The sequence below is a fragment of the Rubinisphaera italica genome, from assembly GCF_007859715.1.
Lineage (GTDB): Bacteria > Planctomycetota > Planctomycetia > Planctomycetales > Planctomycetaceae > Rubinisphaera > Rubinisphaera italica.
The window spans coordinates 5,919,345-5,943,616 of record NZ_SJPG01000001.1; the positions used below are offsets into that span (position 1 = coordinate 5,919,345).

Below are 24,272 nucleotides of genomic sequence, written 5' to 3' on the forward strand. Positions count from 1 at the left end.
ACCCTTAGGACAGCCGCCATGCATGATTATTTTATGGAGCTTATTGCAGAAAACGTGTGAATCCAAAGCAGGGATCACGCAATTTGGAGGAGCAGAGCGGAATCGTAGCAAATGATATTTTGCCATAACCGTCAAGCTCAAAGCGTAAGCGAGCGTGTTATACTGTCAAATAGACAGACGCGCTTGCGTTTCGTGCTTACATGGCGAATAATTCAATTACGCAGCGGATTTCTCTGGCTTAGATGCCATTTCACCGAGAATCAGGCCGCCCCGTAACGCTGAGAAGCGGATGTTGTGAACGCGTCTGACTTGAGAAATTCGGATCGGCAATTCAATTTCAGAAATCGCCTGAGTAAACATTTCATCCGTTCCGGCTGGGCCTGCCAGAGTCCCACCAATGACTAGTGGAACTTGCTTAGGAATGAGAATGCCATCCTGATTCAACTCCTGTTGAATTCGGTGCATCGCCATGAAGGCGATCTCGCGATACTGATTCCTCAACTCCAGGGTACGGGAATCGGAAATGTGGTTGAGTGTCTCGACACCTTCCCGCCAGATTCGTATCGGGCGGACATCGAGCACTTCACGTCCATCCTGCAGACGGACAAAGCAGTTCTGCGAAATGGCGATCTGTCGATCGACTCGCTGACCGCCACAAGGCATCGTAAACCGGGCAAGTTCACGAGTTTGGTAAACAAACGAAACATCCAGAAGTGTCGCACCCATTTTGATGCCAACACCAGTAAAACCGGAACCGGAACATTCGGAAAGAATTAATGCCAGACCCGGTGAAATGACCTCGGGCGTATACCCTCGAAGTTTCACCAGTTGAGTCAGAAACCGAACCTCCTCCTGACTACTCGAATCTTGATCATCCTGCGAAGCAATGACGATACAAGGGGAGTTCGTCTTGGTCGGCACAGGTAGCAAGCCTTCTACCAGTGCGCCAAGAAACTGACGAGAAACCGGATCGTCTTTTCGCAAGTGACCATTTTCCAATGCCGACTGCAAAGGTAATGTCAGCAATTCCGCCAGTTCATTGGCAGCATTTCCGTAAACGATGATGCCTGCATCACAACGAGCAAACTCCTCGCTATGGCGTTCGAGAATTTTACGGCGAGATTCATTCGCATCGATGACGAGATAGTCGGTTGAAATCCGACGCGCCAGCAATCGAGTTCCCTCACGTCGCAACGAACGAAATTCGCCGCCTCCAAATTCGATTGCGATATTCATAGTCAGCTTCAATTCTTACGCGGAATATGTGGCCAGAGGCCCGAAGTGTCATTGAATACGTTGCTTCTCAATGACGGGTTAAACTTCTCTGAGATTGACTTTTCTATCTCAAATTCGGTGTCGTTTGTTGAAAGAAGTCTGAAGACGTATGTTCCATTCCGACCTGTCCCTGCCATTGAACATCTTCGCGAGTAATACGAAATGTCGGCCCTGATCCAATTTTTGGTTTGGATTCTGCATTCACTTTTGGTGTCTGAATATGTGGCTTCGGAATTTCGTGAGCCGCATCGACGCGGAACTCATAATGCAAATGTGGTTTGCCAAAAAATTTCATTTCCCGAGGCATTAAGACTCGCTCTTCGATGGTCGGTAGGCGATCCTCTGTCAACGCCTGGAGAAGTGCCTCTTCCTCAGACGGTGCAATTGGAGTCGTCTGTCGTTGAGATTCAACCACAGGGCTTTTCACGAGCGGTTTCACATCTCTGGTCTTCACGACGGGCTCTTTTTCCAGTTCGTCATCAGAGGTGAATTCAGGCTGTTCTAAGTGTGTTTTCACAGAAGCAAAAATCACCGTAAATACTCCGACAATGACAATTCCCCCTGCAATTAAGCCAATGAACGAGGATTGATTGGGCTCGTTGACATCAATCGGATTCGGAATCACTTCATTCGCGGCTGCCAGATGGATTTCTTCATTACTGACAGGACTGAGCAATGACTCGCTGGTGTTTTCTCCCAGGAAGGATTCATTCACAAAGCTATCAAAGCTGGTCTCGAACGAAGGAACGCTCGAAACGCCGTCAACACTCTGCCCGCTCTCAGGCTGATACGAAATGCGACTTTCTTTGGTATTAGACTGTGATGACATGCCCGCTGCGACTGGAGCGGAGCTCTGTGGGATGACCATCATTCCCATTGTTGGATCTTGAAGTGGAGAATCGATTCGCAGTTCTGGTCTCATCGCCTGCATGTTGTTCTCAGGATTCGGCTGGACGGATTGCATCAACGTCGGCAGGCTGAACTCCGGCACCGAAGCCAATGGCTCAGGTTCGGAGACAATTTTTGCAGGGGCATTTTGTGTGATGGGGACTGGCTGTAAATCCGTTGAAATCCCGTTGTCCTTCAACCATCTGTTTTGATTCTGTGTCTCTGGTTGGTAGTCATTTGCTGATTTCTCACTTTTCGCTTCTGGATTGTTTGGCTCACCTAAAATCGATGGCAAACGTGGTAGCGAATTTCCGTTGACGAGCTTCGAGGGGACTTGAAGAACCATACCGTCAGAAAGTTCGTTCACTTCTCCCCGGCTACGAGGTCCGGCAATCAGTTGAACTCCCTGAGCCACTTCGGCAGGCTGTTTCAGCCAGGTCGTCAGCAACTCGTCTGTTGTTAATTCCGGTTTCCAGAGTGGCATGACTACCGCATGATCCTGCAGGCCGACCAGAACGATATGTCCATAATTCGATTTTCGAGTCGCTGGCTGATGATGTGTTGCCCGAACAACCAGTGAGTTTGCGGTCGATTTTCCATTCGTATTTTCATGATCATACGAGATCACTTTTGCCCGACTCGGAGAGCCTTCAGCAATAATCACCACATCCCCTGCCCGTAGGGTGTAATCCATTTGAGACTGGTAGAACAACACAATCCCGGCTCTTCCACCACGCACAATCTGGACTTTCTGACCAGCAGTTTCAGTCAATCCGCCTGCCTGAGTAACCATGTCTGCAAGAGTGAGCGTGCGGCTTTGCAGCTGATAGGTTCCAGGTTCATTGACCGCGCCGATGATCGCCACGGTTGGGGAAGTTACTTGAGATGATTTTGGCGAATCAAACTGAATAATCTTAGGAGCCGCCTGGCATATCGTTACGGAGAAGGCTCCAATCAGAAATGCGAAAAAGTATCCGCAAAACCGCATGGATTTCATAATCTGACCCGTGACAATCATCCTGATGTCCCCTAATCGACAAAACTTCATGTTCTGCAGACCGTGATATTTCTCTTAGGAAAAAGCTAATTGGAACCCGCGCACTACGATCGCGCAACGAGTTCATTCGCTATAATCGAGATAATCGGCACATCACGATCGAGACATTGATGCAAATCTGCCTGACTTCCCTGATCGGACAGGCTTGGGGTGGTGGTAGTTAAAATGCACAAGATAGGGCGGGTTTGAAATGTGGTTCGGCAGCTTTTTCTTCTGGATTGTTTTCTTTCCCGTGATCCTGATTGCCGGGATCTTCCTCTTTTTCATCATCTACGCAGCGACCGGAATGTCATTTCTAGACTTCCTGGGCGTGATGTTCGACTCCGGCACCAAACTCACCTGCTGGCACTGCGGCCGCGAAACCCCCTGCGACCGTAAGCATTGCAAACATTGCGGTAAAGAGTTGCAGTAAAACTGTAGGTCAGGCGAGCCGAGTCAGTCATGACTCGGGTATTTTCAAGATTATTGTGCGATGGGTGGCTGGGGTCGAACGAAGTGAAGCCCCCAGAATGATCGTCTATCTGGGGGCTTCACTTAGTTCGACCCCAGCCACCCAGGGCTAAGGACTATGCATTTTGTCTGATCAGGAAATACTCTTTAGCACTGTATCGATTGTCCCTCGCAGAACATTCGCAGAGTTCTGCAGTCCCATCCGTTCTTTCGGCCAGAGGTCGATTTCGACATGTCCCAGAACACCGGCTCGTCCGACGACTGTCGGGACGGAGATGCTCACATCCCGCAAGCCGTAGGCTCCGTTCTGGAGTGAAGAGATCGGCAGAATCCTCTGTTTGTCCAGAGCAATGCTATGCACAACCTCGGCGATGGAAACGCCGACCGCGAAACCGGCTCCGCCCTTTTTCTTGATCACTTCTGCTCCGCTGCCGCGAGTTTTCTTTTCGACTTCGGCAATCAAAGTACTGCTCACGCCCGGCCATTTGTCCAAAGGCAGTCCCGCGATTTGAGCGGCTGACCAGATCGGTACCATGCTGTCGCCGTGCTCGCCGAGAATCAAGGTTTGCACTTGAGTCGCAGGAACATCGAGACGATGAGCCATCATGCCACGCAAACGAGAGGTATCGAGAACGGTTCCCAGTCCAATCACCTGATGCGGTGGCAAGCCAAGTTCCTGCAAGGCGAGGAAGGTGAGAACATCGACAGGATTGGAGACGACAAAGACGATGGCATCTTTCTTCGTTCCAACCCTTTTCAGGTCGGCCAGAATGTTTCGGAACAGCGCCACGTTTCGATTGATCAGATCGAGTCGACTTTCTTCCGGCTTACGACGCAATCCCGCGGTGATAACAATCACATCGGCATCGCGAGACGCTTCCGGTCCACCGGATGTGATCTTCTGGTCGGCCATGAAGGTCGCCCCGTGAATCAGATCCAGAGCCTGCCCCTCAACAAGATCCTGATTGACATCCACCAGAGCAATCTCACGAACGATTCCGCCACCCTGCAAAGCAAAAGCCGCACAGGAACCAACCAAACCACCACCACCAATAATACTGACCTTCATGATGTCTCCACTCGTTCTGTGCGGAATTAAGAACCGCTTAACCGGTGCGAATAAACGCACTTTGCATTCGATATCGGTGCGTCAAGACGCACCCTACTATTAACTATTAACCAGCGACTATTTCCCCAACGCAGCCATCACCTGTTCGGTGATCATTTTCACGAGCTGATCGGTATCGATCTGACCGTTGTTGTTATTCATGCTGCAAGCTTGACCGTTCTGCTCGTAAGCAGGTTTCTGCAGGTAGCCCGGATAAGATGGAGCTTTTTCGAAGGACTTCTGCTGTGGCATATTTTCTTTGTAGCCATCACGGAAGGCACTGTTGCCGCACAGATCGCAATCTTCGCTGTGGAAGCGGGGGTCGTCAAAGCCGAGCTTCTTTTTCAGATCGATCAACTCACGGCTCTTCTGCTCGTTGAGGTATGTCACTCCGCCGAGCTGCTTGGATAGAATCAGAATGCGGCAATAAGCATCCAGAATTTCCGTCTTCCAGTAAGCTTCCTGCAAATCCTTACCGAAGCTGACGGTGCCGTGATTGTTGAGGATGATTGTGTTGGTCGCCTTCAGGAAAGGGACAACCGTTTCCGCGAATTCGAGTCCGCCGGGAGTTTCGTAGGGAGCCATCGGGACTTCGCCCATGAAGACTTCGACCTCGGGCAGAATACACTGAGGAATCGGCTCGCGTGTTACTGCAAATGCTGTGGCGTGAGGCGGATGACAGTGAACGACGGCTTTGACATCGGGCCGTTCTTTCATGATCGCCAGATGCAATAGGATTTCGCTGGTTCGCTTTCGCTTCCCGGCCAGCTGATTTCCATCCAGGTCGACCGCACAGATATCATCCGGCTCCATGAATCCTTTGCAGATCATGGTCGGCGAACAAAGCACTTCGTTTTCACCAACACGGATGGAAATGTTTCCATCGTTGGCAGCAGCGAAGCCTTTGTTATAAACACGACGCCCAATCTCACAGATCTGTTCTTTGAGCTTACGATCGTTAATTCCACTATTCCAACGGTTTTCCATGATGTACTCCTGTAATGGCCAGTGGCTAGTGTCCAGTGGCTAGTGTATTAGGTTAGTGAGTAGAGAATGGCCAGTGTTAAGTGGCCAGAGGTTTGTGTTTATCTATCTTGTAAGGAACGTCTTAGACCGCTCAGCATGCGAGCGATGTCATTGGCTTGATTTTTGAGTTCGACTAATTGAACTTCAGTAATAAAGTTGAGTTTTTGTGCAATAAACAGTTGTGAAACGACTTCCATGAGTGACGCATAGGCAATTTCGATAAACCTGATGTATTCCTTATTGGATGGTCGCCCATTTCCTTCCGCAATATTCGAAGAGACAGAAACCACTGCCCTTCGAATTTGACTTGTTAAACCATATATTTCTCGCTGTGGAAAATTAGCTGAAACCTTGTAAACCGCTTCCGCTAATTCAATGGCCTTATGCCAGACATCAAGTTTTTCAAATCGAAACTGTGACATGTCAACCCTTTCAACACTGGCCACTAGCCACTCATCACTGGCCACTCCCTACCCTGATTTCGTCCAAAATCGCCGCATTGCTGCCGTCGATTGGTTTTTGTTCGGGATGAAATGGGGCAGAGGCTTCCGGCCCTTCGGCGATGGCGACGATGGTTCCGTTGCCAGCTCCGAATTCGTCGTAGATCACGAAAGATTCCTCGCGTTCGTCCGACGTTCCTTTCAAATTCTCCAGTGTCAACGGCACGACCATCCGGTACGAACCACCCTTCAAGGAAGGATGCCAGGTCGAGAGGGTCACTTTGCCGATAATTTCGCCGATTCTCATAATGTGTTCTCCGTTATGAGATGATGAAAAATCTGGCGGTATTCCATATAACTCAGTCCGCTGGCTGGAAGACAAATCACGTTGGCTTTCACTTCCGAAATCGCCGGTAAATCGGCAGCACGTGAAATGACGACGCCGCGAACCTGTTCACTACGATTCACTTCACAGCAAGCAGTAGCCGCTTTGTCGGAAAAAATGATATAGCCACGTTTGTTTCCCCGAGCCACTTCCTGACGAACTAACTTGACGGCTGCGGAAGTGGAATCACTCAACTCCTGCGACCAGCGACCGTTTGATGATTTCTCTAAATTCTGCAGACAACTTTTTAACATTTCTGAGGCTGAGACGACGAGCCCATGCCATCCGTTTTGTGTTGTTTCACTTTTTGATGTCTGATTCTGTGTTGTCTTCGAATCAATGGATTCGACTGTGATGTTCTTCTCTCGCAGATAATCTCTGGCAGCCGGTGTAATGATTGCTTTCGGTGAGATTCTAACCGTCTTGTTTGCGCCAACATTTTCCGCCAGCAAATCAGCCGTCACAACAGCTGACAGAATCACGGCAACTTTATTCAACTTGGGTTGACTGACTGGTTCGATCGCTGACATCAACGGACGATCCTCGCGCCGCCGCAATTGCTGCAGCACGCTTTGGACAATTCCATCAATATCAATCTGATCCAGGTTCATAAGATTAATTAGTCTTGTATTCCAATAATCGCATACCGCACAGGAGAAGCCTCACTTTTCATCATCTCCTTCACAGCTGCTCCGTCTGTTGTCAACATCACAGTATCCCCAACCCCTGCTCCCAAATTGTCGATCGCCAGCAACGGAAACCCATCCGGCGATCCATCCACCATCAAAGGCTGCACCACCAGCATCCGCCACCCGGTCATAGCCGGGTACTTCACGGTTGCAGTCGCATTTCCATGTACGGTGGCAAGTTGCATTGGGTCTAGAGTCCTAAGACTTGGGTCTAGGGGGGTGTTTTGTTTATTCGTTGAAGGGGCCTTAAACAATCCGTAAATCGTCGACCATTACGCAGCGTCGCTGACGAGTGAACGTCATTGGATTCGTCACTCCTTCACCTGTCGGTGTTGCGATACTGAAGGACAGATATCCTTCTCCACCGAGGCCTAAGCCGGCTGGTGAGGGTCCGTTTTTGATGAACAGAGTTGTGTCCATGCGTCGTCCCATGGTGGACATTGTTCTAACGTTGCGTGAGTGAATCAGGCTGGTGTGTCGGAAGCCATGTTCGTATTTTTCGCACAGGTCGATACCGTGATCGGCATTGCGGCAGCGGACGATTGGAACGAAGGGCATCATCTGTTCTTCAGGGACAAACGGGTTCTGCTCATCCGTTTCGCCAAACAGAAGTGGCGTAGATTCCGGCAACGACATCCCTGCATGTTTGGCCAGTACAGAGGCATGTTGTCCGACGAGGTCCCGATTCAGATGCCAGTGATCGTCTTTGTTTTCTGGTGGGCTGAAGGCGGCTTTGGTGAGTTGATCGATTTGGCTCGAATTCATACGAGCAGCTCCGGCTCGATCCATCGCAGCCATGAATTCATTGAATACGGACTCGACAACGAAAACTTCTTTCTCGCCGATGCAGAGCAGATTGTTATCGTATCCACCACCCGCGATGATCGAGCGAGCGGCATTATCGAGGTCAGCAGTTTCGTCGACAAGAACTGGAGGATTCCCCGGCCCGGCGACAATCGCTTTCTTTCTGCTGGCCATCGCAGCTCGGGCAACGCCAGGTCCGCCAGTGACACACAAGACTTTTACATCACGATGCTGAAAAATTCGCTCAGCTGATTCCAATGTTGGCTCAGAAACAATCGTGACCACATTCTGCAAACCGGTTGCGGCATAAATGGCCCGGTTGAAACGTCGCACACCTTCGCAAGCGATTTTCTTACCGCTCGGGTGAGGATTGACGACCATGGAGTTTCCAGAGGCGACCATATTAATGACGTTACCAGCCAAAGTTGGCAGGGAGTGAGTGACGGGAGTAATCGCACCAATGACGCCGAAGGGAGCGTATTCAACAATCATCAAACCATGATCGCCGCTCATCGCATCGGTTTTCATCCATTCAGTGCCCGGCACTTTTTTGATGATCTGCAGCTTCTCGATTTTATGTTCGAGACGGCCGACTTTGGTTTCCTGAAGTTCGAGCTTTCCGAGTTCCTCAGATTGCTCGAAGCAAATCCGTTTCACGATTTCGACGATCTTCGCTCGATCTTCCATGCTCGCTTCCCGCAAGCCAGCGAAACCTTCGTTGGCTGCTGCAATCGCCTGATCGGTGTCTGCAAACACACCCCAGTCTCCATCCTGACGTTCCCGTTTCGGCACGCTGGTTCCGTTGTTCTTTTTCTGCAACTCAGCCAGAACTTCTTGAACAACGCTGCGAATTGTGTCTTCAGTAGATTGCATCCGAATCGTCCTCGTTATTTATAGTCGCTTTCAGGAAGCGAGGTTTCGTTGATCACAGTGCTGCTAAGCAGCGGTTTATTCAAAAAGTTTCTAAAAAACTAATTCTGATTTCTTGGTTTCGATTAAGTTTTTTACCTACTTATTCTTTGAATTCTTTACACCACAGAGACACAGAGATCACAGAGATATTCATTATTAAATTACAGAATGACCTAACCAAACTAATCGAGTTTACTTTGTCATTAAAACTCTCCGTGTCCTCTGTGTCTCTGTGGTTTCCAATTCTTTATTTCAATTGCTTCAATTCTTGATTCTGTTTTTCAAGATGATTTTAAGACACGCTATGATTGATAGTTTTCAAACTCCTGCAGTTCCACTCGATTCCGAATCCAGGAATCGATTCGTCCCGGCCAGGGGAGTCGAGCGATCATCAGCAAGAATAAAAATCCCAGAATCGGAAGTGAATATCGATGAGCCACGGCCAGATTCATGAAGGCCGGGCCTTCCATCAGGGCGTAGGCGATAATCGTTTTGATCTGAAAGATTTGCAGATATTCTTGCTCACTCAGTTTCTGTTGCTTCGCTTTTGCTTCGGATTCTTTTGTCTTCACAATGATTGGCGGCACGACAAATGAGGTGAGCACCATCACTGCCGTGATACCCAGAAAGATCGCCGTCAGAACGGAATCTTCCTGCGGGTTATTCAAATTGCCCATCACAAAGAAGAAGCCCGTTGCAATCACAACTCCGCCGGTCAAGGCGAGAGCGATGATCAAAATGATCAACTTTTGTTGAATCATTGCAGGAGATTGCTGATCCATCATTCCTCCCCGTCTTTGTCGTACACTTGTGCGTTGTGAACGGTTACTTCGTCGACAATGCCAATAATGGCGGCATCGATCGGAAGTTTTTTCGTCTCTTCGGTATAACGGGCGGACGATCCCTGCACGCACAACACGACTTCGCCGACACCAGCTCCGACGGTATCAACGACAATGAAAGTTCGGCCCGTTGATTTGAGTGAGTCTTTATTCTTTTCATCGACACGCAACGGCTCGACAACGAACAGCGTCTGGCCGACCATGGAATCGACCTTGTGAGTCGAAACAATGCTGCCTGTGATGCGTCCGATGAACATATCCGTTTCTCCGAAAAGAATTTCTAAACATCAAATCAATTCTGGGTGGCGGGGGCGCTCCGCTTGCGGAAGCCCCCGAGAGTTTTCCGGGGGCTTCTCTTCGAGAGCGCCCCCGCCACCCATGTCGTATGACCTGTACTTACTTCGTAATCAAACTCTCTGTCTGCCTGGCGACAACCAACTCCTCGTTGGTCGGCACAATCCAGATTTGTACTTTGCTCTCCGCCGCTGTCAGCGAGCCTTCATCTCTTGCGGTCTGATTTATGGATTCATCCAGTTTCAGACCCGCCCAGTCAAACCCCGCACAGACATGCTGGCGTATGTACTGACTGTTCTCCCCAATCCCGCCTGTGAAGACGAGTGCATCAATTCCTTCCAGAACCGCCATGTAGGCTCCGATGTAATGTCGAATATTGGCGACATACACATCGAGAGCTCTCTGAGCTCCTTCATGATTGTTCCCAGCCGCTTCTTCGAGATCGCGAATATCGCTGCTCAATCCGCCACTCAACCCCAGTAGACCACCCGACTTGCCAAGCTCGCTCAGCAATTCTTCGAGGCTCTTACCAGACTTTCGCATCAGTAATGGCAGTGCAAACGGATCGAAATCTCCGACGCGATTGTTTTGAGGCAATCCCGTTTGCGGCGTCATTCCCATTGTGGTGGCCATCGACTGCCCACCTTTTTGAGCACACAGTGAACTCGAACCTCCCAGGTGACACGAAACGATTTTCAAATCGTCGCGTCCGAGAAGTTCAGCCGTTCGCTGTCCGATGAATCTGTGACTGGCACCATGAAATCCCCAACGTTGAATCGAGTATTTCTCCTGCCATTCAAACGGAACGGCATAGAGGCGATTCGCCTGTGGGATGGATTCGTGGAAACCCGTTTCCAAAGCAGCCACGAGGGGCATTTCCGGAAACGCAGCCTGCAACTCCCGCATCGCTTTCACGTACGGCGGGTTATGAGCCGGGGCCACATCGGACAACTCGTCCATCATCTCGAGTAACTCGTTGTCGACCTTGCGAACACCACTCAGCTTGCCAGCAAATACAGCCTTGAAACCAATCGCTGCGACTTCTTCGACGGAGCTTATGCAGCCCGTTTCGGAGTCGGTCAATTGTTCGAGACAAATTTGCACCGCTGAGGCGTGATCGGGAACGACTTGAGTTCGTTCGGATTTGTGTGAACCAATTTCAACGCTGCACGAACTCTCTGCTCCCGGCTGCCCGATCCGATCGATTCCACCTCGCGCCAATTGCGTTTCGGTTTCCATATCGAAGAGCCGGTACTTGAAGCTGGTCGATCCCAGATTGGCCACAAGAATTTTCATGCGTTTCTTCCTTGAGAGAACGTGTCGAATTTGATTTCACACCGCAAGGCCCGCATAGCGGACCTGACAACCTAAACGAAATAGTCCATCAAATCGCCCTGAGGACGAGGGATGACGTGAGCAGAAACGAGTTTGCCAACGCGAGAAGCAGCTTCTGCACCAGCATCGACAGCAGCACGGACCGAGCCGACATCGCCACGAATGACGGTCGTCACATACGCACCACCAATTTGAATCTGCTTCACGAGCGTTACGTTCGCAGCTTTTAACATGGTATCGGAAGCTTCGATTTGAGCGATCAAACCGAGTGTTTCCACCATTCCAATTGCATCACCATTCATAATGGTTTCACTCCAGGGTAAATAAATCTGTTCCATGAATATCGCGGCTCCTCATAAACTGAGCAGCCGAGTGTAATTAAGATTTTGCTGTGGTTTTCTTGGTCGGCAGAACGCTGGCCAGTTCTTCGTGCGGACGAGGAATGACCTGCACGCTGACAACTTCGCCAATTTTGCTGGCGGCGGCTGCACCGGCATCGATTGCAGCTTTGACAGCGGCGACATCGCCAACGACGAAAGCGGTCACGAGTCCGCTACCGACTTTGTCCCAACCAATCATCTGCACATTGGCAGCTTTCAACATTGCGTCGGCTGCTTCGATCAGACAAATCAAACCCTTCGTCTCGATCATGCCGAGAGCTTCCATCACTTTTGCCATTTGCTTTCTCTCCCGAAAAACGTGTTGCGTTTGAACGAACACCGTTCGACTCAAACTGAAAAACTAAACTTGAACCGTAGGTCAGGCTGTGCCTGACAGAATTGACTCTTAATGACTGTGACATGCACAAGGCTCAACTTTGAGCAGTTCCACTTTCGATGCGGCATCGAGATTGATGCAGTTGCCTTCATCAGTATCCAGATGAACTTCGAGCTTGATGCCCTTGCCTGCTCGTACAGCCACATCTTCGAGCACTGTTGTGCAACCGGGTGATTCGATCCGCAGTTGCATCATGTCTTTATCTTTGACGCCGTAGTATTCGAGATCTTCCGGTCCCATGTGAACGTGCCGCATTGCTCGAATGACACCCTGCTTAAGCTCGACAACGCCTTTTGGTCCCATCAAAATGCAGCCGGCGGTTCCCTGAATGTCTCCACTGATACGAACCGGCAAATCAATCCCGAGGGAAATGCCATCGGTGAATGCCAGCTCGACTTGAGAGTCAGGACGACATGGCCCAAGAATTCGTACATTATTCAGAACGCGACGACGAGGACCGATAACGGAAAGCGTTTCTTCGGCAGCGAAGTAGCCATCCTGATACAGATCTTTCATCGGAGTCAAAGTCGCCCCTGGCCCGAAGAGGATTTCGACATGCTCTTCTGTCAGATGAATGTGCCGAGCAGAAATATTGACGACCAGGGGATTCGGTTTGCCATCGGGGGCAGAACCATTTGGGGAACTTGATTTTCCCGACATTTGACTTTCAAGAACCTGTCGAACAATTCGTTCCACATCCTGACGCTGAATGGAAGCTGCTGCTGTCATATTCTTAAAAACCTTCTCTTGATTTTTCTAATTTCGATCAGGCATGGCCTGATAAACTCACTCAACAATCGTTAACCCGACACCTGCTGTACTCATCACGTTTCGCCAATGATCGTTGATTCCGTTGTCGACGATAATGCGATCCGGTCGATTCAGATCACAAACTTTCGCCAGGGCATTTCTGCCAAACTTGCCGCTGTCGACGGCGACAATCACCTCTTCTGCGGTTTCCAGCATCCGCTGCTCGGCTTCCACCAGCAGAGTATTGCTGTTGAACATCCCCTCTTCAGTGATGCCCCCCACACTCATAATTAACCGCTGCACCCGAATTGTGCTCAACGCATCGACGGCAATCGGCCCCAAAGCCACTCCCGTCTTCGGATACAGATACCCGCCAATCAGAATCAGCTCGATATTCGGAGCATTGATTAATAATTGGGCAATGGGCAAAGAATTGGTCACAATCTGGAGAGGGGTATTCATTAGATGCCGGGCAACCTCAAAAGTTGTGGTTCCGCCATCCAGAAGTATCGATTCTCCCGGTTGCACCATCTCTGCGATGGCTCTCCCAATCCGCTGCTTCTGGGGCAACGCACGAGTGGTTCGATCTTCAAAAGTCGTTAACGATTCTCCGGAATAGGCAATCCCACCACGGGTTCGCCGGATATGACCGGATCTGTCAAGAACTTCCAAATCCCTCCGTATTGTCGATTCACTGGCCTCAGTCGCTTCAACTAACTGCTGAAGAGACGCAAAGCCGTTTCTTTCGGCAAAATCCAATATTTTCGCTCGTCGCTGATCCGGCAACACAAGTCAGATCCTTCATGATCAATCAAATTATGCCCTATCATGCGCTCAAAAACCGTCATAAACAATCATAACGCATCATGTTTATGTAAAATTCACGAAATAATTGGGTAGCCTGGTGAATACAGGAAGGATACCACATGCTTGAGGAGTGGTCGGATTAAAGCGAATTGAGAATTACATTCTCCAGTAATTGAGAAGGAGGGTTCCTTAATCTGAGTCCTGTACCTGATAGGAGGACTCTTGGATTTTTTCTCAAGATTGGGTATTAGAGATAGAGCTTGGCAGTGCTCTGACTGATAAATCCGATGAATTAAAGATGAGCATACCGAATGCAATCCACACTGCTGTAACCAAAGCAGGCTTCATTTTTTTCTTGAAGGCAGGCCAGATGCAGTCACATTATTTATTGATGCTTTGTTTTCTGACGAATTTTCTGGTCAATGATCCGCAAATTATCGTCGCAGAAGATCGTCCTCATGTCGTTTTTATTGTCGCGGACGACCTTCAGGCTGATGTCATATCGGTCTATGGTGGACCTGTGCCGACTCCGCATTTGCAGGAACTGGCCAATCGTGGCTGCCGATTTCAGCGGGCGACGTGTGGGTATCCGATCTGTCATGTCAGTCGGACAGAATTTCTGAGTGGTCGATCGGTTGTCACTGAGGCTACTCCAGGCAAAGTGATCCAGTTTCCGCCGGAATGGACGTTGTGGCCGGCTTGGATGCAGAAACATGGCTGGGAGACGGTTCATTCCGGCAAATGGCATGTGAATGGTCAACCTCATCAACGTGGATTTGATCGAACCGCCGGGCTCTACAGTAGTGGAGGAGCCAAAGGTCAACCGCTGACACTGCCAATCAGTTCCAGTGGTCATTCGGTAACAGGCTACAGGGGTTGGACGTTCAAAGCCGACAGCGAAGATGGCAGTGGAAAACCTCTCCCCGAATTGGGCATCGGCTTAATGCCCGACACCGATTTGAGAATCGCCAACGCAGCGATCAAGCAGATCAACCAAACGGGAGAATCCCCCCTGTTTCTGACGGTCAACTTCACTGCTCCCCACGATCCGCTGCATTGGTCGAAGGGCTGGGAAAATTCTTTCCAGGCCAGTGAAGTGACGTTACCAGTCAATTTTCTCCCCAAACATCCTTTTGATCATGGCAATCAAAACGGACGGGATGAAATGATTATCCCTGCCCCCCGCACGCGCGAGTCGGTTCAACTGCAGCGATCGATTTATTACGCACTGGTCGCAAATATCGATGAGCAGGTCGGCAGGATTGCTCAGGCATTGCAGAGCCGCGATATGCTAGAGGAAACAATCTTTATCTTCACCAGCGATCAGGGGCTGGCATTGGGGAGTCACGGCTTGATGGGCAAACAAAACCAGTATGAACACACCACGAATGTCCCTTTAATCATTACCGGGCCGGGCCTCCCAGCAGGAAAAACGATTGACTCCAATTGTGCCCTGCGAGATTTATATCCCACCGTTTGCGAGTTGTGTCAGCTTGAAACACCCGAAAGTGTTCAGGGAAAAAGTCTTGTTTCCCTGTGGAATGCCAGTCCAGTCGATGAGGCACGCACCACCTACGGATATTTCACAGATACTCAACGTATGATCCGCGATGATGAGGACTGGAAACTGATCTGGTATCCCCAGCAGAATCTCAGGCAACTGTTTCATCTGACCGCCGATCCTCATGAGATGAACAACCTCGCAGCCGATCCCAATCATGCTGGCCGTTTGAAGAAGCTCTCACAACAACTGACAAACTGGCTTACTGAGCAGAAAGATCCCGTGATCAACGCAAGTTCTCCATCGAGCCAGATGCCTCCCAAAAATAAGAGCCACTAACAACACCTACTTGAGTCAATATGATCTGGGTTGACGATTCGGGGGCTTCTCTTCGAGAGCGCCCCCGCCACCCGGGTTTTTATAAAGATGGTACGATTTCAATTAAGACTGAAATTTTGAAAAACCTCAGTTACAAGCACGAAGCGCAAGCGAGTGAGTCTACGCCAAGATCATTTTTAAATCCGGAGAAATAGGAGTTCTAAGGTCAATATTCAAATTGATTCAAAGGGTTCGGTTTGAGATTTTGCCGTCGCCGGGCGAGATGAGATTTCCCGAATGCAAAAATGGCACAATAGAAAATCTTCTTGGAGCAAATTCGACACAGTGCTAAACTTCCGCTGTTCACTACTACTCAGAAAGTATTTGCGGAGTATCAGCTGTGAAAATTCGGAGTCGGTTTTTAACCAGATTCGTCGCATTCTGCTGCATGACGGCTTCTCGCGCAATCTTCGCGACCTGTCGGATCGAGGCCATCGAACACACACCCGGCACGTCTCCATATGCCAAAGATAAAACCGATTCTCCTGAGCGATTTCTGTTTTGTATCTGGCATGACATTCTGATGATGGCCATTTTTTGCGGCAAACCCAGGCACATGGCGGGCCTGGTTAGTCGACATCAGGATGGCAGCTATCTGGCAGATACCATGCGAATGGTCGGCTTGACTCCTATTCGTGGTTCCAGCCAACGTGGAGGCACGCAAGCGATCAAGCAATGCCTGGAGGCTGCGAAAGCTCACCATATCTCTATCACACCAGATGGCCCGCGCGGACCGCGGCACGTAATGAAAGAGGGGATTGTGTTCCTGGCCTCCCAATCGGGAAGACGGATTGTTCCTGTGACCGCACGCTGCAAACGCTACTGGAGATTTCAGGCCAAATGGACCGATATGCTCATTCCCAAACCGTTTACTCGCGTGAAGATTATCACGGGAGAACCGATCTGCATTCCATCGGGACTTACCCGAGAGCAAATTAAAGAGCAGACAAAACGGGTCGAGCAGATTATGCACGAACTGGAAGATCGAATCGATCGTCAGATGCATCCCGAGCGATATTCGCAAGAGTCGGCAGAGCCTCAATTGAATTCAAAAGCTGCCTGAAATTATTAGCTGGGTGGCGGGGGCGCTCCGCTTTAGCGGAAGCCCCCGGAAGATCGACGATTCGGGGGCTTCTCTTCGAGAGCGCCCCCGCCACCCTCAATTTATATTTACGCTAGCCGCAATCGCTTACGAGCCGCTTGAATTGCCTCGGCCAACTTGTCCACTTCTTCGTGCGTATTGTAGGCGGCAAAGCTGGCACGAACACTGGCGCTAATTCCCAGATGGTCGTGCAGAAGCATTGTGCAGTGATGGCCATGACGCACACAAACGCCGTGTCGGTTCAAGAGAAACGCCAGATCCTGAGGATGGGCTCCCTCCAGAGTGAAGCTGACAATGGCTCCTTTGTGTTCTGGAGCAGGCCCGTAGATTTTCAAGCCGGGAATTTCTCTCAAAGCATCCATCGCATGCACGAGCAGGCTTTGCTCGTGAGCACGAATCGCTTCCAATCCGATTTCGCGAACCAATTCAATTGCAGGTCGCAAAGCAATCGCCTGCACAATTGGAATGGTTCCCGCTTCAAACTTAGCAGGGGGATCGGCCCAGGTGGAATGATCTTCAAACACCCGGTCTATCATATGTCCGCCACCTAACAGAGGGGACATCTGTTCGAGATGCTGATAGCGTCCATAGAGGACACCAACGCCGGTCGGCCCGTAAAACTTGTGTCCGGAAAACACAATGAAGTCGACTCCCGTTTCGAGCACATCAATCGCTTCATGCAACATCGATTGAGCAGCATCGACAATAAAAATAGCCCCGACCGCATGAGCAGCACTGGCGAGAAGTTGAATGTTGGGAATTGTTCCCAAGACATTCGACATGCCGGTCACGCTGACGAATTTTGTTTTCTCGGTCAGATAATCGGAAAGTTGTTCGAGGTCGAGTCGTCCATCTTCAGTTAAAGGCAGATACCGAATGACGGCTCCGGTTTGCTCGGCAATGATTTGCCAGGGAACAATATTCGCGTGATGTTCCATCAGCGTGAGCAGGATTTCATCGCCCGGCTTCAGGACTGTGCGACCGTAACCTTGAGCAATCATATTTAATGAAGCGGTGGTGCCCGGTGTGAAGACAATTTCTTCTTTTCGTTCCGCATTGATTAGCGACCGAACTGCCTCTCGGGTCAACTCGAGTTCATCATCGATCCGTTGCCCGAATTCATATACGCCGCGATAAGCGTTCGCGTAATATTTCGTATAAGCTTCGACAACCTTATCGATCACCACCTGAGGCTTCTGTGCAGAAGCTCCGTTATCGAGATAAATTACCTGACGTCCATGAGAATCCGGCTGATGCAGAATAGGAAACTGCTTCCGAAAGGCTTCGACATCAAATTCGGGCAAGGTGATATTCATGGGGATTGGTTGAGTATTAATGGTGGAATGTTGAGGTTTTTTATACAAGCACGAAGCGCAAGCGAGTGTGTTCCTGCTAACTGATAAGTCAGGCACTGCCTGACGGAATCGATGTTGCCTCTTTTATGAGTTACGCTGCGCTGGCCCAACCTACCTATGACTTACCCTTCCTGCGATAACTTCACCATCGCGGCTTCGCGAATTCGTTTAACCATTCCATTGAGTCCGTTTTTTCGTTGTGGACTCAAATGTCGATCCAGTCCGAGACGATCGAAAATTTTGTGAATCTCAATATCGAGAATTTCTTTGGGCCGTTTTTCCTGATAAGCCGCCAGCAGAACTGCAATCAATCCGTTAACGATCATCGCATCGCTCTCGGCCTGCAGGTGCAACGGTGAACTCACTTCGTCATCAAAATCGGTCAGCATCCACACATTACTCTGACACCCATGCACCCGATTGAGTTCAGTCTTTTCTTGAGCGGGTAGCTTGGGGAGATCCAGTCCGAGGTCGATCAGATAGTCCATCTGCGCTTCGCTATCACCCAGAAATTCGAACTCATCAAAGATTTCTGCCAGCGTAATCTGATCCGTATTGTTATCAGTTCGATCAATCATCAATTTTCATCTGTATTCTTGGAGAAAGGTGAATGAGAATCTTCTACTTTATCATATTCATTATTGCAGAATTTCGAGTGTTGTCGTGGCTGGTTTTTTGAAATAAACCTTAGCCGCTTCCATAGCGACGCGTGAGCAAATGGATTCGAGGGCTGCCTTCGATTTCGACTCTTCGGTAAATAGATCTTTCATGCGACGCTCATCGCCACAAATCCGAACCTCGGCTTCGATAGGAACCTCACCTAAGAATGGGATTTTCTGATCAGCAGCAGCCTGCTCAGCTCCGCCGCGTCCGAAAATTTCTCCCGTCATGTTTTCGACCATCCCCAGAATTGGAATGTTCACCTTCTGATACATCCCAATCGCCTTCACGGCATCGAGCAGCGCGACTTTCTGCGGCGTGCAAACCACAACCGCCCCCGCCAATGAGAGCATTTGTGAAAGAGTCAATGCAACATCCCCCGTTCCCGGCGGCATGTCGACAATCAGATAATCCAATTCACCCCATTCAGTTTCTGCAACAAATTGAGTTAACATTTTGTGCAGCATCGGTCCACGCCAGATGATCGCTTCTCCTTCAGGGACGAGAAAGCCGATTGACATCAGTTTGAGGCCATCGTGCTCGACCGGATGAATTCGCTGAACGACTGATCCATTCGAATTCAAATGCTCCCGCACTTCCGGCTTGCCTGTCGAGCCCGTCATATGAGGAATGCTCGGCCCATACACATCGGCATCGAGCAGTCCGACTTTTGCTCCCAAAGATTGCAGACCATAAGCCAAGCTGGCGGCGACTGTACTTTTTCCGACGCCCCCCTTGCCGCTGCCGACCGCAATCATATTTTTCACATGCAGGCCAACCTTCGCCCCAGATTCCGGGCCTTTGATGTTCAGCGTGTATTCAATGTCCACCTGATTCACGTCAGCAGAAACAGAACGAATCTGCTTCTCAATCGACTGAGACAACTCCTCTTTATGAGGATAGCCGGGGACGGGGAGTTCAATCGTTATTTGGGCAGTTCCATCCTGAATCTCGCACTTTTTGACAGCACTCAAGCTGCCAAGTGTGCGATTCAATTCAGGGAACGTAACACTTTTCAGGCAATCTGCAGGTAGAGAAGACATATCAGTCAGGTTTCAGAGTAATTGGTGATTCGGAAAACAGAAAATCAAAACACATTCATACCAAGAACAGGGGGAGAAGATCAAATGCACTGCCTCTGATGCGAAGTTATAGTCCGTTCCACCCACTTCGAAACTGTAGGTCAGGCAGTGCCTGACGAATTTTGCGATCCACCTCAATTGTCGTCAGACACAGCCTGACCTGCGGCTTTCCTCCCTCGGCTTTCCATCCCCCTGTCCCCTCCAGAGCCGACTTTCCGTTTTAAAGAGTGAGAGGCAGCACAACGCGGCCTCAACAAAACAAAAACAACATCACTCCAAGGAACAAAACCATGGCACGCTTCACACTCACACTGATCGCTCTGGCTGCTCTGACAACCTTCACCACTGCTGCTCAAGCGGGTGGATGCTCAAAGGGGGGCTATAAAAAAGGTTACGGTGGAAATTATGGTGGTCACTACGGCGGCGGAAATTACGGCTATAAAAAGACTTACCACAACGATCACTATGTGAAACCTGTATACGCCAAGCCAATCGTTCACGAAGTTGTGATTGAAAAACCGGTTTACCGCGAAGTGATTGTCGAAAAGCCAGTCATCATTGAAAAACCTGTCTGCCCGGCTCCACTCCCTTCCCTCGGCTTCTTCGGTGTGATGTGTCCTGAAGGGATGCTGATCAAAGAAATCCAGCCGAACAGCGAAGCGTGCCGACTTGGCCTTGCTCCTGGCGATGTCATCAAAATGTTCGACGATATCCGCATCATCTGCGAAGACGACTGGACTCACGCACTCAAGTGCTCAGGCAAAGTCGCCTGCCTCAAAGTGATTCCCTGCGGACAACACACGATCCTTGAGTTCCACGCACAGTTGGCACCTGGCCTGGCTTACTAGGAACATTCTGCTCCACCGGGGGCGTAATAGTAGGGTGTGTCCTGACGCACCGGAATCAGGGTAGAATTCAATTCGAAAGCGATAAGTGAATCGCGGAGGTTTCATTTTGGATTTGAGAGTCAATAGCGAAGTCATCTCGGCAGCATGGTGCGTCAGGACGCACCCTACAACTGCTCCACCGGGGGCAGTCGATTGAACGATTTGGGTAAAAAAACGATTGAAGTTGCTCCTGCAGAGCGTCAAACGAAAACAAAAACGGGCGAGTCTGAAAAAGACTTGCCCGTTTTTTTATCCTCGTAAGCCGACGCATCAGAATAGTAGTGCTCTTTTGAGCTTTAAATGTCGCCCTCAAATCGCTATTCCGCAGTCAGTTTGACTGCTCCCCGATATTGAACTTACAAGACATTTAGCGGTAGTTGGAATAGTAGGGTGCGTCCTGACGCACCGGAATCAGGGTAGAATTCAATTTGAAAGCGATAAGCGAATCGCGGAGGTTTCATTTTGGATTTGAGAGTCAATAGCGAAGTCATCTCGGCAGCATGGTGCGTCAGGACGCACCCTACAATTTGCTGATTGAATTGCAATTGAAGGCGTGATTTAACCATGAGAACCGAAAATCATAGAACGCCGTCCCCTCGCTGACGAGTCGGGTTAAGATTGGTTACTGACCAAAACTTTCCTACTCAATCCAACCGTTCACTCGCATCCAATTGTCAACTAGAGTAGACCACTCCCGTGTTCCGGGGATTGATTTTCCGAGGCCGACGCCGTGGCGACCGGATTGAAAGATATGCAGTTCGCCGGGAACTTTGTGTTCGAGCATCGCTTGGTAGAACAACACACTGTTAATTGGCTTGACGGCTGTGTCTTCGTAAGTGTGGAACAGAAAAGTTGGCGGAGTTTCGGAGGTCACCTGCAAATCGTTGGACATTAAGGTTTCGAGTTCTTCAGAGGGATCCGTTCCCAGCAGGTTCTTACGAGAGCCTCCGTGAGTGTATTCTGGCTTCATTGAAATGACGCCGTAACAGAGGACTGCGAAATCAGGACGGCAACTTTGACGATCGACTTCATCATCGGCTTCTGCATTACCATCATCAAAATGAGTCGCAGCTGTTGAGGCCAGATGTCCGCCTGCTGAGAAGCCGAGCACTCCGACATGTTCGGGATTGATCCCGTATTCTTTCGCATGAGCCCGCACATGGCGGATCGCCCGCTGGACATCGTGCATGGGAGTCGGGTGCTGATAGTGTGGAGCCAGGCGATACTTCAAGACGAAAGCCGTGACACGGGATGAGTTCAACCAGCCTGCGATTTCCTGACCTTCATGCCCCATCGCATGCCCGCCATATCCACCACCCGGGCAAATAACGACAGCAGTTTTCTGGTCATATCTGACGGAAGGTTGATAGACCGCAAGAGTCGGTATATCGACCGCTTCGGTCCCCTTCGCATCGGGAGCGCCGTCCGGCCATAACTCTACAACCGTAGGGACCACCAGATCTTCCGCAGAGACCGGCAGTGTCATTGAAAATAGACAGGTGAGCATACAGAGGAGCGTCTTGGTCATTTTTGATCCTTAAATAAGTTTATTCTCGTTTAAACATCCGACAAATCGACATGGTGAATATCGAATTCTTCGGCTACCGTTTTATTCGTCAACTTACCTTCCCAGATATTGATCGCTGTTTTCATCGCCCGACTCAGCCCGGCTTTCTTTTGTAACGCTCCGTCGGCAATCATCGCGACATAGGGAAAAGTTACATTACACAGGGCGTACGTGCTCGTTCTCCCGACTGCACCGGGCATGTTGGCGACACAGTAGTGCACAACATCATCAATAATATAAGTCGGATTGGAATGTGTGGTCGGTCGTGATGTTTCAACACACCCTCCCTGGTCGACCGCGACATCGATAATCACTGAGCCTGGTTTCATTCGTTTCAAATCCTCAGCGGTGACAAGCTGCGGAGTTCGGCCTCCCGGAACAAGCACACTGCCAATGACCAGGTCGGCCCGTTCCAACTGCTCTTCCAGATTATGACGATCACTAAAGAGTGTATTGACATTCGGAGGCATGATATCTTCGAGATACCGCAGGCGGTCGACATTGATATCGAGAATCACGACATCGGCCTGAAAACCAGCAGCGATCTGGGCGGCATTCTTGCCGACAATGCCTCCGCCGAGAATGACTATATGAGCAGGAGCCACGCCGGGAACTCCGCCGAGCAAAATTCCGCGACCTTCCTGAGGCCGTTCGAGATATTTGGCACCTTCCTGAACACTCATCCGACCTGCGACTTCACTCATCGGAGTAAGTAGCGGCAAGTCACCTTTGGAGCCTTCGAGAGTTTCATAAGCGACGGCAATAATCCCCGTTTCGACTAATGCCTGTGTGAGTTCTCTGCTGGCAGCCAGATGAAAATAAGTAAAGACGATTTGACCACTGCGCAGCATCGGCCATTCTTCCGCCATCGGCTCTTTGACTTTGACAATCAAATCGGCATTAGCGAACACTTCATCGGCTGAGGGAACGATCTCCGCTCCGTTAGTGGCATACTCATCATCGGGCAATCCACTGCCGACACCGGCTCCACTCTGGATGAGAACCTGATGACCACGCCGCGTTAACTCCTGCACACCAACCGGCAGCATCGCCACACGATACTCATCGGACTTCACTTCTTTGGGGACACCAATAATCATCTTCGAACACCTTTGTCTGAAACGGAATGTTCTCACAACATCCCTGACCGATTGACCCGGCTATTCGATCATGTCAGATTCACTCCGAAATCGGAAGTCCCAGACCGTGCAGAACTTTTCGAATTTGCTCAGCATCTTCAAACAGATGTGCCTGGATGCCGCATTCGCGAGCAGCAACGATGTTTTCCATGATGTCATCCGTGAAAAAACATTCCTCAGCCGAGACGCCAGCTGCTTGAACCGCATGAGCATAAATTTCCGGGTCAGGCTTCAATGTCTGCACTTCATAAGAGAGAATGAAATGATCGAAGTGTTCGAGAAGCGAGAAGTTGTTCCGGATATATTCGAAATGAATGCGACTCGTATTCGAAAGAAGAACCAATGGAATTCCTGCTGCTCGTAATTCCTGCAAGAGGGGAATCATCTCTTCATTCGGTTCAAAAATCCGAGCAGCCGCATCTTCGAGTTGAATTCGATCGAGCTGACGTTTCAAAGCGGTTTCAAGATTGCTATGCATCTGCGGTTCGTCGTGCAGCCCCCGTTCATATTCGAGCAGCAAGCCGGAATCGAATAGCAACATTTTTAATTCGGCCGCTTCGCATCCACAAACAGCAGCCATCTGATCGAGCATCACATCGTGAGAAAAGTGTACGAGAACTTTTCCCATGTCAAACAGGCAGGCTTTGATTTGGGTCATGTTAACTTTTCAGGAAGTTGGTCGTAGAAATAAGATTAATGCATGAGAAATGTTTGAATCGCAGATGGGCACGGATGGCTGGGGTGGCGAAGTATAACCCAACC

26 protein-coding genes are annotated in these 24,272 nt (G+C 49.9%); 4 read left to right on the forward strand and 22 right to left on the reverse strand.

Going from position 1 to position 24,272, the window contains the following annotated elements; all coding sequences use genetic code 11:
- Positions 1–216: 216 nt before the first annotated feature.
- Together Pan54_RS22550 and Pan54_RS22555 are read right to left on the reverse strand one after the other, a co-directional pair.
- Positions 217–1,236, reverse strand: a complete 1,020-nt coding sequence (locus Pan54_RS22550; protein ID WP_146505705.1) for a hypothetical protein — start codon at positions 1,234–1,236, stop codon at positions 217–219.
- A 103-nt stretch (positions 1,237–1,339) separates the two neighbouring features.
- Positions 1,340–3,181, reverse strand: a complete 1,842-nt coding sequence (locus tag Pan54_RS22555; protein ID WP_165441928.1) for an SLBB domain-containing protein — start codon at positions 3,179–3,181, stop codon at positions 1,340–1,342.
- Positions 3,182–3,410: 229 nt separating this feature from the next.
- On the opposite strand from Pan54_RS22555, the gene Pan54_RS22560 reads away from it, so the two are divergent.
- Positions 3,411–3,632, forward strand: coding sequence for a hypothetical protein (locus Pan54_RS22560; RefSeq protein ID WP_146505707.1), 222 nt, complete (start codon positions 3,411–3,413; stop codon positions 3,630–3,632).
- Between the two features lie 171 nt (positions 3,633–3,803).
- On the opposite strand, the gene Pan54_RS22565 is transcribed toward Pan54_RS22560, so the two are convergent.
- The 14 genes from Pan54_RS22565 to Pan54_RS22630 form a co-directional block, all read right to left on the reverse strand.
- On the reverse strand, positions 3,804–4,739 hold the full coding sequence (locus Pan54_RS22565) for a malate dehydrogenase (RefSeq protein ID WP_146505708.1): 936 nt from the start codon (positions 4,737–4,739) through the stop codon (positions 3,804–3,806).
- A gap of 117 nt (positions 4,740–4,856) precedes the next feature.
- Positions 4,857–5,765 carry a class II aldolase/adducin family protein gene (locus Pan54_RS22570; protein WP_146505709.1) on the reverse strand — a complete coding sequence of 303 codons (909 nt, stop codon included), beginning with the start codon at positions 5,763–5,765 and terminating at the stop codon, positions 4,857–4,859.
- A gap of 98 nt (positions 5,766–5,863) precedes the next feature.
- Positions 5,864–6,271, reverse strand: a complete 408-nt coding sequence (locus Pan54_RS22575; protein ID WP_242631401.1) for a four helix bundle protein — start codon at positions 6,269–6,271, stop codon at positions 5,864–5,866.
- Positions 6,261–6,551, reverse strand: a complete 291-nt coding sequence (locus Pan54_RS22580; RefSeq protein ID WP_146505710.1) for a EutN/CcmL family microcompartment protein — start codon at positions 6,549–6,551, stop codon at positions 6,261–6,263. The genes Pan54_RS22575 and Pan54_RS22580 overlap by 11 nt, the downstream gene beginning before the upstream one ends.
- Complete coding sequence (locus Pan54_RS22585; protein ID WP_146505711.1) at positions 6,548–7,240, reverse strand: hypothetical protein; 693 nt, start codon at positions 7,238–7,240, stop codon at positions 6,548–6,550. The genes Pan54_RS22580 and Pan54_RS22585 overlap by 4 nt, the downstream gene beginning before the upstream one ends.
- An 8-nt stretch (positions 7,241–7,248) precedes the next feature.
- Positions 7,249–7,503, reverse strand: coding sequence for a EutN/CcmL family microcompartment protein (locus Pan54_RS22590; RefSeq protein ID WP_146505712.1), 255 nt, complete (start codon positions 7,501–7,503; stop codon positions 7,249–7,251).
- A 61-nt stretch (positions 7,504–7,564) separates the two neighbouring features.
- Positions 7,565–8,995 (reverse strand): aldehyde dehydrogenase family protein, encoded by a 1,431-nt coding sequence (locus Pan54_RS22595; RefSeq protein WP_146505713.1) that lies wholly within the window; start codon positions 8,993–8,995, stop codon positions 7,565–7,567.
- A 341-nt stretch (positions 8,996–9,336) separates the two neighbouring features.
- A complete protein-coding gene (locus Pan54_RS22600; protein WP_146505714.1) occupies positions 9,337–9,819 on the reverse strand; it encodes a hypothetical protein in 483 nt (160 codons plus the stop codon).
- Positions 9,816–10,133: a EutN/CcmL family microcompartment protein gene (locus Pan54_RS22605; RefSeq protein ID WP_146505715.1), complete on the reverse strand. Its 318-nt coding sequence runs from the start codon at positions 10,131–10,133 to the stop codon at positions 9,816–9,818. The genes Pan54_RS22600 and Pan54_RS22605 overlap by 4 nt, the downstream gene beginning before the upstream one ends.
- A 139-nt stretch (positions 10,134–10,272) precedes the next feature.
- The gene (locus Pan54_RS22610) at positions 10,273–11,466 is read right to left on the reverse strand and encodes an acetate/propionate family kinase (protein WP_146505716.1); all 1,194 of its coding nucleotides are present in this window, start codon (positions 11,464–11,466) and stop codon (positions 10,273–10,275) included.
- A gap of 71 nt (positions 11,467–11,537) precedes the next feature.
- Positions 11,538–11,807: a BMC domain-containing protein gene (locus Pan54_RS22615; RefSeq protein ID WP_146506534.1), complete on the reverse strand. Its 270-nt coding sequence runs from the start codon at positions 11,805–11,807 to the stop codon at positions 11,538–11,540.
- 76 nt (positions 11,808–11,883) lie between these two features.
- Entirely contained in the window at positions 11,884–12,183 is a 300-nt protein-coding gene (locus Pan54_RS22620) for a BMC domain-containing protein (RefSeq protein WP_146505717.1), read from the reverse strand.
- Between the two features lie 108 nt (positions 12,184–12,291).
- Complete coding sequence (gene pduL / locus Pan54_RS22625; protein WP_390621957.1) at positions 12,292–12,942, reverse strand: phosphate propanoyltransferase; 651 nt, start codon at positions 12,940–12,942, stop codon at positions 12,292–12,294.
- A gap of 126 nt (positions 12,943–13,068) precedes the next feature.
- Entirely contained in the window at positions 13,069–13,821 is a 753-nt protein-coding gene (locus Pan54_RS22630; RefSeq protein WP_146505719.1) for a DeoR/GlpR family DNA-binding transcription regulator, read from the reverse strand.
- Positions 13,822–14,209: 388 nt separating this feature from the next.
- Here Pan54_RS22630 and Pan54_RS22635 point away from each other — a divergent pair, with 388 nt between their 5' ends.
- Both Pan54_RS22635 and Pan54_RS22640 read left to right on the forward strand, forming a co-directional pair.
- Positions 14,210–15,679, forward strand: a complete 1,470-nt coding sequence (locus Pan54_RS22635) for a sulfatase-like hydrolase/transferase (protein WP_165441929.1) — start codon at positions 14,210–14,212, stop codon at positions 15,677–15,679.
- 427 nt (positions 15,680–16,106) lie between these two features.
- On the forward strand, positions 16,107–16,781 hold the full coding sequence (locus tag Pan54_RS22640; RefSeq protein ID WP_146505721.1) for a lysophospholipid acyltransferase family protein: 675 nt from the start codon (positions 16,107–16,109) through the stop codon (positions 16,779–16,781).
- A gap of 107 nt (positions 16,782–16,888) precedes the next feature.
- Here Pan54_RS22640 and Pan54_RS22645 read toward each other — a convergent pair whose 3' ends face one another.
- The 3 genes from Pan54_RS22645 to Pan54_RS22655 form a co-directional block, all read right to left on the reverse strand.
- On the reverse strand, positions 16,889–18,136 hold the full coding sequence (locus tag Pan54_RS22645) for an aminotransferase class V-fold PLP-dependent enzyme (protein ID WP_146505722.1): 1,248 nt from the start codon (positions 18,134–18,136) through the stop codon (positions 16,889–16,891).
- Between the two features lie 161 nt (positions 18,137–18,297).
- On the reverse strand, positions 18,298–18,753 hold the full coding sequence (locus tag Pan54_RS22650) for a SufE family protein (RefSeq protein ID WP_146505723.1): 456 nt from the start codon (positions 18,751–18,753) through the stop codon (positions 18,298–18,300).
- Between the two features lie 60 nt (positions 18,754–18,813).
- Entirely contained in the window at positions 18,814–19,878 is a 1,065-nt protein-coding gene (locus Pan54_RS22655) for an Mrp/NBP35 family ATP-binding protein (RefSeq protein WP_146505724.1), read from the reverse strand.
- A gap of 329 nt (positions 19,879–20,207) precedes the next feature.
- On the opposite strand from Pan54_RS22655, the gene Pan54_RS22660 reads away from it, so the two are divergent.
- Complete coding sequence (locus tag Pan54_RS22660; RefSeq protein WP_146505725.1) at positions 20,208–20,765, forward strand: PDZ domain-containing protein; 558 nt, start codon at positions 20,208–20,210, stop codon at positions 20,763–20,765.
- Positions 20,766–21,444: 679 nt separating this feature from the next.
- Here Pan54_RS22660 and Pan54_RS22665 read toward each other — a convergent pair.
- From Pan54_RS22665 to Pan54_RS22675, 3 genes are all read right to left on the reverse strand, one after another.
- Positions 21,445–22,332, reverse strand: a complete 888-nt coding sequence (locus Pan54_RS22665; RefSeq protein ID WP_242631402.1) for an alpha/beta hydrolase — start codon at positions 22,330–22,332, stop codon at positions 21,445–21,447.
- 29 nt (positions 22,333–22,361) lie between these two features.
- Positions 22,362–23,471: an alanine dehydrogenase gene (ald, locus tag Pan54_RS22670; RefSeq protein WP_146505726.1), complete on the reverse strand. Its 1,110-nt coding sequence runs from the start codon at positions 23,469–23,471 to the stop codon at positions 22,362–22,364.
- A 79-nt stretch (positions 23,472–23,550) separates the two neighbouring features.
- A complete protein-coding gene (locus Pan54_RS22675; RefSeq protein ID WP_146505727.1) occupies positions 23,551–24,168 on the reverse strand; it encodes an HAD family hydrolase in 618 nt (205 codons plus the stop codon).
- Between the last annotated feature and the right edge of the window lie 104 nt (positions 24,169–24,272).

Coding starts and splice junctions, on each gene's coding strand:
- Pan54_RS22640 (WP_146505721.1), top strand. CDS start 16,107: ATGACGGCTTCTCGCGCAATCTTCGCGACCTGTCGGATCGAGGCCATC.
- Pan54_RS22555 (WP_165441928.1), bottom strand. CDS start 3,181: ATGATTGTCACGGGTCAGATTATGAAATCCATGCGGTTTTGCGGATAC.
- Pan54_RS22620 (WP_146505717.1), bottom strand. CDS start 12,183: ATGGCAAAAGTGATGGAAGCTCTCGGCATGATCGAGACGAAGGGTTTG.
- Pan54_RS22570 (WP_146505709.1), bottom strand. CDS start 5,765: ATGGAAAACCGTTGGAATAGTGGAATTAACGATCGTAAGCTCAAAGAA.
- Pan54_RS22675 (WP_146505727.1), bottom strand. CDS start 24,168: ATGACCCAAATCAAAGCCTGCCTGTTTGACATGGGAAAAGTTCTCGTA.
- Pan54_RS22605 (WP_146505715.1), bottom strand. CDS start 10,133: ATGTTCATCGGACGCATCACAGGCAGCATTGTTTCGACTCACAAGGTC.
- Pan54_RS22580 (WP_146505710.1), bottom strand. CDS start 6,551: ATGAGAATCGGCGAAATTATCGGCAAAGTGACCCTCTCGACCTGGCAT.
- Pan54_RS22660 (WP_146505725.1), top strand. CDS start 20,208: ATGGCACGCTTCACACTCACACTGATCGCTCTGGCTGCTCTGACAACC.
- Pan54_RS22665 (WP_242631402.1), bottom strand. CDS start 22,332: ATGACCAAGACGCTCCTCTGTATGCTCACCTGTCTATTTTCAATGACA.
- Pan54_RS22585 (WP_146505711.1), bottom strand. CDS start 7,240: ATGAACCTGGATCAGATTGATATTGATGGAATTGTCCAAAGCGTGCTG.
- Pan54_RS22655 (WP_146505724.1), bottom strand. CDS start 19,878: ATGTCTTCTCTACCTGCAGATTGCCTGAAAAGTGTTACGTTCCCTGAA.
- Pan54_RS22590 (WP_146505712.1), bottom strand. CDS start 7,503: ATGCAACTTGCCACCGTACATGGAAATGCGACTGCAACCGTGAAGTAC.
- Pan54_RS22615 (WP_146506534.1), bottom strand. CDS start 11,807: ATGAATGGTGATGCAATTGGAATGGTGGAAACACTCGGTTTGATCGCT.
- pduL (WP_390621957.1), bottom strand. CDS start 12,942: ATGTCGGGAAAATCAAGTTCCCCAAATGGTTCTGCCCCCGATGGCAAA.
- Pan54_RS22635 (WP_165441929.1), top strand. CDS start 14,210: ATGCAGTCACATTATTTATTGATGCTTTGTTTTCTGACGAATTTTCTG.
- Pan54_RS22650 (WP_146505723.1), bottom strand. CDS start 18,753: ATGATTGATCGAACTGATAACAATACGGATCAGATTACGCTGGCAGAA.
- Pan54_RS22645 (WP_146505722.1), bottom strand. CDS start 18,136: ATGAATATCACCTTGCCCGAATTTGATGTCGAAGCCTTTCGGAAGCAG.
- Pan54_RS22600 (WP_146505714.1), bottom strand. CDS start 9,819: ATGATGGATCAGCAATCTCCTGCAATGATTCAACAAAAGTTGATCATT.
- Pan54_RS22560 (WP_146505707.1), top strand. CDS start 3,411: ATGTGGTTCGGCAGCTTTTTCTTCTGGATTGTTTTCTTTCCCGTGATC.
- Pan54_RS22550 (WP_146505705.1), bottom strand. CDS start 1,236: ATGAATATCGCAATCGAATTTGGAGGCGGCGAATTTCGTTCGTTGCGA.
- Pan54_RS22610 (WP_146505716.1), bottom strand. CDS start 11,466: ATGAAAATTCTTGTGGCCAATCTGGGATCGACCAGCTTCAAGTACCGG.
- ald (WP_146505726.1), bottom strand. CDS start 23,471: ATGATTATTGGTGTCCCCAAAGAAGTGAAGTCCGATGAGTATCGTGTG.
- Pan54_RS22565 (WP_146505708.1), bottom strand. CDS start 4,739: ATGAAGGTCAGTATTATTGGTGGTGGTGGTTTGGTTGGTTCCTGTGCG.
- Pan54_RS22595 (WP_146505713.1), bottom strand. CDS start 8,995: ATGCAATCTACTGAAGACACAATTCGCAGCGTTGTTCAAGAAGTTCTG.